Below are 12081 nucleotides of genomic sequence, written 5' to 3' on the forward strand. Positions count from 1 at the left end.
AGGACGTCGGCGACCGGCGTATCGACGGCGACCCGGCCTTCCTCGACCAGCATCATGAAGGCCAGGGAGGTGATCGGCTTGGTCATGCTGGCGATGCGGAACAGGGAGGTCTCGTCGATCGGCCGGTCCGAGCCTTCGCGCACCGCGCCCTGGCTGTTGAAGTGGACGATCTCGTCGTTCGCCCGTCGATAATCGCACCCGGTTCAAGGCCTGCCGCATCCCGCCGTCCGCTCCGGCAGGACTGGCGAAGCCAAGCCCGTGTTCCAGTTCCACGCCATGGCGCCGCTCGCCCGGCGGCGGCACATCGTCTGTTCGTGCAGGCCGAACATGCCGGGGAACAGCTCGACCGAGGGCTCGGGGCGGTCGGTGAAGTGCATGAAGTTGCCGACGGCGCCATAGGCGGTCCAGTCCGGGGCGTTCGGCGCCGAGGGCCGGCCGCCCTTCACGAAGCCGGTCCAGTAGCCGACCATGGCGTCCGACAGCGCGGTTTCCGCCGCCGTCCGGGGGATCTTCGGCCAGCGCGGAGGCGTCCGGTCCAGCGTCCCGAACATGTAGGGCAGTTCGGCGGCGTGGAAGGCGTGCAGGCCCGCGCTGTCGGCGGCCGGATAGCCATGGTCGAACAGATAGAGGAAGGACGGATGGCCCGCGGCCGTCTGGGACCGCACCAGCCGCTCCGAGGTCCAGCCGTAGAGGGCGTCGCGGCTGGCGGCCAGAATGCTCTCGCCCATGTCCGATGACGGATAGAGACGCAGGAATTCGTCGGCCAGATCGCCGTACTTCTCGCGGATCGTGCGTTCATAATCGGCGGCCGAGCCGGGCGTGGGCGGGGCCAGCATCTTCAGCGACCGGATTTCGCCGCTGTTGAACCCGGCCAGAACCGGGACCGGCGCCTGTTCGCCCCGGTCGAACGTATCGACGATCTGGCGGGGCAGGACCTTGCCGTCGACGGCGCCGAAGGTGGCGAAGCCGGCCATGGCCGCTCGATCGGTCAGGGTTTGCGGATCCAGCCCGCGCAGGGCGCGCAGACTGGGCGTCTGGAGCGTGCGGGCCAGGGCCGCGCCCGCGCCCTCGGCCGCCGGCGACCCGTGACGGGCCGCTTTCAGCTCGGGTGTGGAGATCATATAGGCGCTCTGGGCGATGGCCCTGTCGAACAGGCCTCGCGCGATGGGCGAGGCCATCAGATAGAGGACGCTCAGGCCCCCGGCGGACTCGCCCGCAATGGTGACGTTTTCCGGATCGCCGCCGAAGCTGGCGATGTTGCGCTTGACCCACTCCAGGGCCGCGACCTGAACCCTCAGGCCGTAATTCCCCGAGATGCCCAGCGGGCTCTCGGCGCTCAGGTCGGGATGGGCCAGCCAGCCCAGGACGCCGAGCCGGTAGTTGATGGAGACCACCACCACCCCTTCGCGGGCCAGTCGAGCGCCGTCGTAGAGCATCTCCTTGCTGGAGCCCGTCACCAGGGCGCCGCCATGGATCCAGACCATCACGGGCGCCTTGCCGGCGGTCGAGGGGGTCCAGACGTTCAGCGTCAGGCAGTCCTCGCTCGTCGCGCCCAGGTCGGCCGAATAGATGCTCTGGATGACGGGCGTCGGCTGGATGCAGGCGGCGCCAAACCGGCTCGCATCGCGCACGCCGTTCCAGCGGGCGGGCGGGGCCGGCGGGCGCCAACGCATGTCTCCGGTCGGAGGGGCGGCGAAGGGGATGCCCTTGAAACTGTCGATCCCGGCCTCGGTGGACCCCCGGACGGAGCCGGCGGGGCTGGCGACGACGGGCGCCGACTGGGCTGCGGCGGGAAGGGCGGCGCCGGTCAGGGTGGCGGCGGCGCAGGCGCCGGCGAGGAGGGTTTTGAGGCGGGTCATCGGGCGATCTCCGACTTGATGCGCCGACCGATCACTCCGGACAACCAAAGGAACAGGCTGATGGCGACCAGATAGACCGGGATGAGCGTGTAGAGGGCGATCTGCAGCGAGTTCTCGGGATGGGTCGCGCGGAAGAAGTCGCTGGCGGCGCCGACATAGGTCGGGCCCACCCCCATGCCGATGAAGTTCATCACCAGCAGCAGCAGGGCCCCGGACATGACCCGCTGGTTCGGACGAACCTCCTCCTGCACAAGGGCTACCGAGGATGACAGGTAGAAGTAGTTCAGGAAGTTCGGTCCCAGCATCAGGACCAGGGCCAGGGGCCAGGACGGCGCCCAGACAAAGGCGATGTAGAGAGGCAGGGCTAGGGACAGGGAGATCGCCGGCAGCAGGGCGTAGGCCTTGCGGGTCCGCTTCGTGTAGCGGTCAATCAGATAGCCCGAGGCGAAGATGCCGCCGCCCATGCCGACGGCCACGACCAGGGCGTACCAGACCGCCACATCCCCCAGTTGCATGCCCTTCTCTCGCATCAGGAACAGGACGGCGAAATTGCCCAGGCCATAGGTGACGATCTGGGTCACGCCGCTGCCGAGGGCGGCGAGGACCAGAACCGGGTTGGAGAAGAAACTCCTGGCTGTGCCCCAGAACGGCGCCTTGGCCGGTAAGGCCGGCGCGGGCGCGAGCGGGGCGTCGGTTGGTGCGATCGCGGATTGGTCCAGGCCGCCGCGCCGGGGTTCCTTGACGATGAAGGGGGTGAGCAGGGCGACGGCGACGCCGATGGCCCCGATGGCGATGAAGGCGTCACGCCAGCTGAAGGCGGCGGCGATCGAGGCTCCGAAGGCGATGCCCAGGGCCGCGCCGACCGGCGGTCCCAGATTATAGATGCCCAGCGCCATGCCGCGACGGCCCGGCGGGAAATAGTCGGTGATGATGGCGTAGGAGGGCGGCACGCCGCCGGCCTCGCCAAAGGCCACGCTCATGCGCGAGGCGGCCAACTGTCCGAAATTCTTCGACAGGCCGAAGGCGATGGTGGCCGCGCTCCAGACGCCACAAGCCACGGACACCACCCAGACCCGGTTGGTCCGATCCGCCAGCCATCCGACCGGAATGGCGATGAAACAATAGAAGAATGCGAAATAGAGCCCACCCAACAGGCCCAGCTGGCCGTCGGTGATGTTCAGCGCGTCCTGAATCGGCTTGGCCAGAATGGACAGCAACTGCCGGTCGAGGAAGTTCAGCACATAGATAAACCACAGGACGCCGAGGGCGACCCAGGCGTTTCGGCCGACCGAAGGTCTGGCGGCCGGCGGTCCTGCCGGTGGAACGGTCGTGTCGGTCATGCTGTCTTCCTCCCGATGCGGACTTGGGTCCGTCTATCGTTGGTGAGCCGGGTCACGCCCCGGCGGGCGGTCTCTGTCGTTGGGCGGCGCGGTCGCGGCAGACGCCGATGAAGCCGTGGGCCATGAAGGCGGCCATCCGTTCCTTGATGGCGTCGAAGTCGTCGGACCGGCACTTGCCACCGGACAGGTGATCGATCCGGCCGGTGCGGGCCAGGCTGAGGGTCAGGGCGCCGGTGACGAAGTGATAGCCCCAGAAGATGTCCTCCTCCGCCGCCTCGGGCAGGGCCTGTTTCAACAGGCCGATCAGGCGCAGCACGACCGGGTCGTAGAGCCGGTCCATCACCTCGGCGCCCCAGACCGGGGTGTTGTTGATCTGGGCGCTCAGGGCCCCGAAATGGCGCCAGCCGTCGCCGCCGTTGGAATAGGTGTCCAGGTCGGTGTCGAGGAAGGCACGCAGGGCGCCCTCCACCGTCGGCTTGCCGTCGACCGAGGCCTCATAGGCGTCCAGGGCCTCCATCCGACGTCCGCTGGTCACGGGCGCGCGACGGGCCATGACCTTGTCGAACACCTCCTGCTTGTCGGTGAAGTAGTAGTGGATCAGCGACTTGTGGACCCCGACCTTGTCGGCGATGTCCTTGATAGTGACGCCATAGAAGCCGTGCTTGGAGAACAGCTCCTCGGCTGCATCCAGCAGCTGTTCCAGGCTCTCGGCGCGCTGTTCGGCCTTGCGACGGGGCTTGGGAGAGGGGGTGGGCATGGCCGTAACCTTGAAACGGTCCGGCATATCCGTGGGGAGGGAGGCCGAGACGATGATGGAGACGGTCTCCATCCTAGGCGTCTCCATAGGCGGCGCGAAGCTGGGTCTTGTCGATCTTTCCGGTCGCCGCCAGAGGCATGGCCGGGACCCGCACGATCCGGTCGGGGATCCACCAGTCGGCCACCCGACCCTTGAGGCTGGCTCTCAGACCATCGTCTTCAATGTCCGCGCCCGGCGCGGGCTCGATCACCATCAGCGGCCGTTCGCCCCACTTCGGGTCGGCGCGGCCGATCACCGCCACAAGGCCGACGGCGGGCAGAGCGCCCACGATCTCCTCGATATCGACGGGATTGATCCATTCGCCGCCGGACTTGATCAGGTCCTTGGACCGGCCCGCCAGCATCAGGTTTCCCTCGTCGTCGATCAGGGCCAGGTCGCCGGTGTCGAACCAGCCGTCGGGGTCCAGCGCCGAGGCCGCCGCCCCGAAATAGCGCTGGACCACGCTCTGTCCGCGCACCTTCAGGTGACCGACCACGTTGCGCTGTTCGGGCAGGGCGGCGCCTTCGGCATCCGTCAGCAGGAAGTCCAGCCCCATGGGCGGTCGCCCGGCGCCCCTGGCCGCGCCGGGCTCGGAACTGCGCGGCGAGATGGCTCCGAGGGGCGACAGTTCGGTCATGCCCCAGCTGGTCTGGACCGTGACGCCGAGCCGGCTCTCCATGCGCCTCAGCAGGGCGTCCGGGCAGCTGGAGCCACCGATGATCACGCGCTGGAGGCTGGGGGTCTCCTGGCCGGTCGCGTCCAGATGATCCAGCAGCCCCATCCAGACGGTCGGCACCCCGACGGCGACGGTGGCCGCATGGCGCTGGATCAGTCCGCACAGGCTGGCGCCGTCCGTCACCCGACCCGGCAGGATCAGCGAGGCACCCACCGCCGGCGCCGCGAACGGCAATCCCCAGGCGTTGGCGTGGAACATCGGCACGGCGACCAGCACCGCATCCTCGGCCGTCAGGGCCATGGCGTCGGCCTGCAAGGCCCTGAGCGTGTGCAGATAGTTAGAGCGATGGGTGTAGACGACGCCCTTGGGGGCGCCCGTGGTGCCGGAGGTGAAACAGAGGCCGGCCAGGGCCGTTTCCTCGAACCCGCCCCAGGCCGCCGGCCGGCCGGCCTCGGCCAGCAGGGTCTCGAGCTCCATCTCGGGCAGGGCGGCCGCCTCGGCCCGGTCGCCGTCCAACAGGATCAGCCGCTCTATGCAGGGACAGGCGGCGGCTAGGTCGCGCGCCATCGGCACCAAGCCCGCGCCCGCGATCAATATCCGGTCCTCGGCCTCAATGATCATCGCCGCCAGATGGGCGACCGTCAGGCGCGGGTTCAGGGTGTGGCAGACCAGCCCGACCCCCATGGCGGCGTACCAGGCCTCGACATGGTGCTGGCTGTTCCAGGCCAGGGTGGCGATGCGGTCGCCGGGCAAAAGGCCCAGATCCAGCAGGGCGCCGGACAGGCGGTTGGCCCGGTCGCGAACCTCGCCGTAGCCGACGCTCAGATCGCCGTCCGGGGTCGCCGTCACCACCCGCGCCCGGCCGTGCCACTTGGCGCCGTGGTCGAGGAAACGGTCCACCGTCAGGGCGTAGTCCTGCATGAAACCGGGGGCGAAGGTCATCAAGTGGCGGCTTTCGGGAGACGGGTCGGTCGAAGAAAAAAGCGCGCGCGGCGGCCGGGACCGCCACGCGCGCAGGCCGGCTAGAAGGCCTTGGTCAGGTTGATCCCGTATTGCCGCGGCGGACCGGCGTAGCGCAGGCCCGAGTTGATCGCGGCGATATAGGTCTCGTCGGTGGCGTTGACGGCGTAGGCCGCCCAGGTCCAGTCGCCGCTGTTCAGCTTGAGCGAGACGTTGACGATGTCGCGCGCGCCCAGCCGGTCGCCCAGGGCGGCGTTGTTGAAGATGGTCGTCCAGGTCTCGGCGATGTGGGCGTAGTCCACACGCGGCGTCAGCGTCATGTCGCTCCCGATCGCGAAGGCGTACTGGACGCCCGCGTTGAAGGTGAACTCCGGCGCATAGTTCTTGGTGTTGCCCGCGATGTTGACGCAGTTGGCGCTGGCCGGGCCGGTCGCCGGATTGCAGACGCCGGTGCGCCCCAGGCGCGGATCGGCGCCGAAGAAGTCGCCCATCTCCGAACTGGACCAGGAGGCCGCGACATCGAACGACAGGGGCCCGAACCGGCCCTGGGCTGAGGCTTCCAGACCCATCAGGGTCGTATCGCCCTGGACGTTCTGGATGCGGCTGATCTGCGGATACTGCGGGTCGCCGATGTTGACCTGGTAATCCTGGTAGACGGTGTAGTAGGCGCCGACCTGGGTGCGCAGCCGCCTGCCCATCAGGTTGGATTTCCACCCCAGTTCATAGTCGACCAGGTCTTCCGGACCGAAGGTCTGGGCCGGCTGATAGAGGTTGGGCGCGTTCAGACCGCCCATCTTGTGGCCGGTCGCCACGAAGCCATAGACGAAGTTGGCGTCGTTCACCTTCCAGTTCAGCGTGACCTTGCCGGTCAGCTTGTCGTCCTCGACCTCGTCGTCCTGGAACAGCACGATCCCGAACTGCGGATAGGTGGTGTAGACGTCGTCATTGGTCGAGACCGAGTGGGCGTAGCGGGCGCCCACCTGCAGCTGAAGCCGGTCGGAGAAATCATAGCTGACCTGACCGAAGACGGCCGCCGTCTCCTTGGGCGTGTCGCCCCAGAGGTAGATGTCGACCACGTTCTCGGGGAAGCCGATGCGATATTCGGCCGTGGGGAAGGTCTTGGCCGGGAATGTGGCCATATCGTATTGATAATACAGGCCCAACAGCCATTTGAGGCGCTGCTGGTCCGGCGAGATCAGGTTGAACTCCTGAGACCAGACCTGTTCGTCCAGTTGGTCGTAGAAGGTGTTGTTGCCCGCCGAGGTGCCGTCCAGGTCGGTGGCGAAGCGGGACACCCCGTCCTGATAGCCGGTGATCGACTTCAGGGTCATGCCGTTGTCGAAGACATAGCTGACGTTCAGCGACGAGCGGACGAACTTGTCGTGCGCCTCATTGGGGCCGTTCGAGGTGATCGTAAACGGATCATTGGTCGCCAGCGCCGGGTCGGCCGGATAGCCGCCGAGGTCGATGTTGTTGTAGTCTGTCTTCCACAGCACCCTCAGGGCGTCGTTCGGCTGCCACAACAGGCTGGCCCGCACGCTGTTGGAGTCGATGTCGCCCGGCCGACCGCGATAGGGGCCGGTGATGGTGTAGAAGCTGTCGCGCGTCTCGTGGTTGAAGGCCAGGCGCGCCGCCAGGGTCTCGGTCAGGGGCAGGTTGATCGCCCCCTGCAGCTTGATGTCGCTGTAGTTGCCGGCCTGGGCGTGGATATAGCCGTTGATCCCGGCGAAGTCGGGATTGCGCGCCGTGATGAAGACCGCCCCGCCCGTGGCGTTGGCGCCGGCGAAGGTGCCCTGGGGCCCGCGAAGCAGCTCCAGGCTGCCGATGTCGTAATAGGGCTCGGTCTGGAAATAGGCGGGGAAGGCCGCGACGCCGTCGCGATAGGTGATGACGCCCACGCCGACGGCCGTGGTGGCTTCGGACTTGCCGATGCCGCGCACGTTGAAGAAATTGCCCTGACCGAAGTTCTGAACCGTCGTCGAAGGGGCCGCGAACTGCAGCTGGTCCAGGGAGGTGACGGCCTTGTTTTCCAGATCCTGACCGCTGAGCACTGTGGCGGCGACGGCGGTCGTCTGGAGGTTGCTGGTCCGGCGTTCGGCGGTGACGACCACGTCCTCGACGGTCGCGGCCTGATCGTCGGCGGGTTGGTTGGGTCGGGCCTGCTGGGCCTGCGCCGCGCCGGCCCACAACAGCGCGGCGACAGATGTCGTTATCCAGAGCCTGCGGCCCATGTTCAGTCCTCCCTCGGATGTTTCCTGCGGCGCTCTGACGGCGCCATGAGGGGACGGTCTCACCGATCCGGGCGGCTGTCAACATTCACTAGGCGGCGGGTGAATGTTATCTGATCTGGCGGTTTTTCTGGGCGCCGCGTGGTGGGGAGGGACCATCGCCGCGGTTGGCTATCCCCCGGTGTGCTGCTGTCCGACATGAGCGGGATCTGCCAAATACCCGTGTGGAAAGCGCCCGCTGGATCCGTCGCCGAAGCGGCGGCTTACGCGGTAGACCTCGAGCCCGGCAGCGGACCCCTATCCTGCGAAGGCGATGGCGTCTTTCCGGAGCGTGTTTGCGACCGCTGTTGACGTCTTGCGGAATCAGCGATGATGTCGGATCGCGACCAGGCTCGAAGCGACCGGTTCTGTCAGCCTCGTTGCGGCAAGTCGCCAATGTCCCAGCCAGCGCCGATCCCTTTGATCTGAACCTTGTCGGACCCACAGGTCTGATGCATGCTCGTGGCATGGGGATGACGGGCGGCAGGGTCACGGACGATCGCGCGCTATGGCTGGCGATGCATGTGATGCCGCACGAGCCGGCAGTGCGGGGCTGGCTACGGCGCGGACGACAGCTTCCTGCGGATATCGACGACATCATCCAGGAAAGTTACGCCAAACTGGTCTGCGTCCAGGATGTCGGGCAGATCGCCAATGTCCGCGCCTACTTCTTCCGTACGGCGCATTCGGTGGTGGCCGGCCGGCTGAGGCGCAAGACGGTGGTGTCCCTGGCTTCGGTCGCCGATGCCGACAGCCTCCTTGAAGGCATTGACGAGATCACGCCCGAGGACACCCTGTCCGGGCGCAATGAGCTGCGGCTTCTGGCCCAGATGATCGCCAGATTGCCGGACAAGACGCGTCGCGTCTTCATGTTGAGCCGCGTGTCGGGACTGGCGCAGAAGGAAGTGTCCAGACGCACCGGAATTCCTGAAAGCACGGTGGAGAAACACATCGCCAGGGCCCTGACCCTGCTGATGGCGGCCTATGCGGATGGCGGATATGATCCCGTCGTCGCGTCTAGGGTGCAGAGGGCGGAAAAGAACAGGCGGCGGAACGCGCATGATTACGGAGACGGCACGGGAGATTGAGCAGAAGGCGGCCCTCTGGGCGGCCCGGCTCGATCGCGGCCCGTTGTCCCCCGTCGATCAGGCGGCGCTGGACGACTGGCTGGACGGCGACACCCGGCGACTGGGCGCCTATGCCCGGGCGCGGGCGGTCGCGGTGCATAGTCTTCGGGCTGCGGCCCTCGCCAGCGGGGACCTGTCGCACGCCGCCCTGGCCGAACCGGCGACAATGAACCGCCGGGCCTTGATCGCAGCCTCCGTCGGGGTCGTCTCGATCGGCGGGGCGGGTCTGTTCGCCGCCCAGTGGCGCCGCTCGCAACAGTTCGAGACGAAGAAGGGCGAAATCCGCACCGTCCACCTGGAGGACGGGTCCAGCATGGTGCTGAATACCCAGTCCAGCGCCAGCGTGCGCTTTAACCGGGGGTCTCGAGACATCGTCCTCACCTATGGCGAGGCCTTGTTCACAGCGGTATCCGATCCCGTGCGTCCGTTCGTCGTGGCGTCGGCGGGCGCCCGGATCGTCTCGGCGGGCGGGCGCTTCCTGGTGCGTCGCCTGGATCGCGCCCCGTTGCAGGTGACCGCGCTGGACTCCGCGCTGGAGGTGCAGTCTCCGGGGCGGCCGTCGCAGCGACTGTCGCCGAGCATGGCGGTGCTGATGGACCGTGCCGACGCCGCGCCCACCGTGATCGACGCCGCCGTGGCCGGTCGAGCCCTGGCCTGGCGGGATCGGATGCTGGCGTTCCAGAACGATTCCCTGTCCAGCGCCGTGAGCGAGTTCGCACGCTTCAGCGACCGCAAGATCGTGCTGGCGGATCCGATTGTCGCCAATCTGCGCATCACGGGACTGTTCAGCGTGGATGACCCCGCCGCCTTCGCACGGGCGGCCGCCATCAGCCTGAACCTGCGCGCCACGGCGCGGGGCGACGAAATTCTTCTGTCTCGCGTCTGATTTTTCTCCGCACGTGGAGGAATGTTCCGCGAACCGTCGTCTTGGAGGTGATCGGTCGCATGGCCGGTCTTCAGTCAAACGGGTCGGGGGATGACCATGATGTCTTGGAAACAACGTCTGGCGGCGGGGGCGGCCGGGGCCGTTCTGATGCTGGGGGCCACGGGGGCGGTCGCTCAGGAGCGCAACTTCAGTGTTCCGGCTCAGCCGTTAAGCCAGGCCATACCGGAGCTGGCGCGCCAGGCCGGGGTCCAGATCACGGCCCCGACGGGTCATCTGGACGGGCGGCGCGCGCCGTCGGTCAGCGGGTCCATGGACGTTGAGGACGCGCTCAGCCGGCTGATCGAGGGCACCGATCTGGAGATCGCGGAGCATCGGGGCTCGACCATCGTCCTGCGCCGCCGCACCCAGGCCTCGGCCGACGCGGCCCAGGTCGAGGACGTCGTGGTCGTCGGCAGCCGCATCGCCGGGACGCGCATCAACGAGGCCCTGCCGGTCACCGTCATCGACCAGGACGACATCGACGCTATCGGCGCCACGGATGGCGACGATCTGTTCCGCGCCATCGCCCAGACCGGCGACGTCAACTTCAACGACGCCGACACCGACAACGGCGGCATCAACAATGCGCGCGGCGATGTGGCTTCGATCGACCTGCGAGCCATCGGCACCGGCAACACCCTGGCCCTGCTCAACGGCCGTCGGCTGGTCGCCCACCCCGGCACGCAGGTCGAGAACTTCGTGCCGGTCACGACGGTCAACACCAACGCCATCCCGACCATGGGCATCCGGCGCGTCGAAGTTCTGGCGGACGGCGCTGCGGCCCTCTACGGCACGGACGCCGTGGCCGGGGTGGTGAACTCGGTCCTGCGCAGCAATTTCGAGGGCTTCACCGCCGAGGCCGGGATCGGCCGCGACCGGGGCGGCATGGAGGAATATTCCTTCAGCTTCCAGGCGGGCAAGGACTTCAACCGCGGCAAGACCAACGTCTCCATCATGGGGGACTATCTGACCCGTGACCCGCTCTACATCTGGGAGCGGCCCGAATACGCCACCGTGGCGGGCCGGGTCGCGGCCTTCGCGGGGCGGGCGGAGGGACTGGACTACGGGACCTACAGCACCATCACCGCCTGGGCCGAAGGCATCCGTCTCAATCCCACGACCTATCAGCCGGCCGGGGCCACCACGCGGGTCAACGGCCAGACCCTGACGGCGACCTCGGGCAGCTTCCACATCCAGCCGAGCACCAATCCGGGCTGTCTGGCCAACGGCTTCCTGGCCGGGACCTGCTTCGACAACTCGACCCTGGCGACCACGACCGACGACGCCAACCTGCGCTACGACCTGGACACGATGCGCACCATCAGTTCGGGTGTCGAACGGGTGAACCTCTTCACCTTCATCAACCACGAGTTCGACAACGGCGTCGAGTTCTTCGGCGAGCTCGGCTACTACTGGGCCGACAGCTTCTCGCAGCGTCAGCAGGACACGCCCCTGGCCTCGCAGCGGGTGCTGATGTCGCCGACGGCCTACTGGAACCCTCTGGGCGCCACGGGCGTCACCGCACGCCTGCCGGGCCTGGTCACCGGCACGGGCACGACGCCCTTCCCGGCCGGCGGCGCCGCCGTCGAGATCCAGGACTTCCGGTTCGCCGATCTGGGCTATCGCAACGTCAACGTCGAGAACGAGACGACCCGCTACCTGGGCGGCTTCCGAGGCAAGTGGCGCGACTGGGACTGGGAGACCGGCCTGCTCTATTCCAAGGCGTCCGTCGCAGACGTGATGGACGGCATCTCGATGACCGAACTCCAGAAGGCCATCAACCTGACCACTCCGGCCGCCTATAATCCCTTCGGCGGCGGCGACCTGGCGAGCCCCAAGGACGGTCGCTTCGACGTCAACACCGCCGCCACCACGGATGCGCTCCTGGTGCGGGTCAAGCGGGTCGCCGAGACCGAACTGATGTTGTGGGACTTCAAGGTCTCCAACCCCGACATCTATCAGCTGCCCGGCGGTCCGGTCGGCTTCGCCGCAGGGGTAGAGGCGCGACGCGAGACCTTCGCCGAGGATCGCGACGACCGGCTGGACGGCACCATCACCTTCACCGATCTGGCGGGCGGCAAGTCCCAGAGCGATGTGATGGGCGTCAGCTACACCCCCGACAGCCATGGGG

General features: G+C 67.6%; 9 protein-coding genes. 3 read left to right on the forward strand and 6 right to left on the reverse strand.

Annotated elements, in window-relative coordinates; genetic code table 11:
- From ACT6QK_RS13365 to ACT6QK_RS13390, 6 genes are all read right to left on the reverse strand, one after another.
- A partial coding sequence (locus tag ACT6QK_RS13365; protein WP_444598324.1) for a serine hydrolase occupies positions 1–170 on the reverse strand: 170 nt, incomplete at its 3' end.
- 33 nt (positions 171–203) lie between these two features.
- Positions 204–1859 carry a carboxylesterase/lipase family protein gene (locus tag ACT6QK_RS13370; protein ID WP_444598317.1) on the reverse strand — a complete coding sequence of 552 codons (1656 nt, stop codon included), beginning with the start codon at positions 1857–1859 and terminating at the stop codon, positions 204–206.
- Positions 1856–3199 (reverse strand): spinster family MFS transporter, encoded by a 1344-nt coding sequence (locus ACT6QK_RS13375; protein WP_444598318.1) that lies wholly within the window; start codon positions 3197–3199, stop codon positions 1856–1858. Before ACT6QK_RS13375 ends, ACT6QK_RS13370 begins: the two co-directional genes overlap by 4 nt.
- A gap of 52 nt (positions 3200–3251) precedes the next feature.
- Positions 3252–3956 carry a TetR/AcrR family transcriptional regulator gene (locus ACT6QK_RS13380; protein WP_444598325.1) on the reverse strand — a complete coding sequence of 235 codons (705 nt, stop codon included), beginning with the start codon at positions 3954–3956 and terminating at the stop codon, positions 3252–3254.
- Between the two features lie 73 nt (positions 3957–4029).
- The gene (locus ACT6QK_RS13385; RefSeq protein ID WP_444598319.1) at positions 4030–5613 is read right to left on the reverse strand and encodes an AMP-binding protein; all 1584 of its coding nucleotides are present in this window, start codon (positions 5611–5613) and stop codon (positions 4030–4032) included.
- A gap of 80 nt (positions 5614–5693) precedes the next feature.
- Positions 5694–7862, reverse strand: a complete 2169-nt coding sequence (locus ACT6QK_RS13390) for a TonB-dependent receptor (protein WP_444598320.1) — start codon at positions 7860–7862, stop codon at positions 5694–5696.
- A gap of 416 nt (positions 7863–8278) precedes the next feature.
- Between ACT6QK_RS13390 and ACT6QK_RS13395 the strand changes: the two genes are divergently transcribed.
- The 3 genes from ACT6QK_RS13395 to ACT6QK_RS13405 form a co-directional block, all read left to right on the forward strand.
- Positions 8279–8986, forward strand: a complete 708-nt coding sequence (locus ACT6QK_RS13395; RefSeq protein WP_444598321.1) for an RNA polymerase sigma factor — start codon at positions 8279–8281, stop codon at positions 8984–8986.
- A complete protein-coding gene (locus ACT6QK_RS13400) occupies positions 8958–9911 on the forward strand; it encodes a FecR family protein (RefSeq protein ID WP_444598322.1) in 954 nt (317 codons plus the stop codon). The genes ACT6QK_RS13395 and ACT6QK_RS13400 overlap by 29 nt, the downstream gene beginning before the upstream one ends.
- A 99-nt stretch (positions 9912–10010) precedes the next feature.
- A partial coding sequence (locus ACT6QK_RS13405; RefSeq protein WP_444598323.1) for a TonB-dependent receptor plug domain-containing protein occupies positions 10011–12081 on the forward strand: 2071 nt, incomplete at its 3' end.

It is taken from the genome of Brevundimonas sp. (assembly GCF_052436175.1).
GTDB lineage: Bacteria > Pseudomonadota > Alphaproteobacteria > Caulobacterales > Caulobacteraceae > Brevundimonas.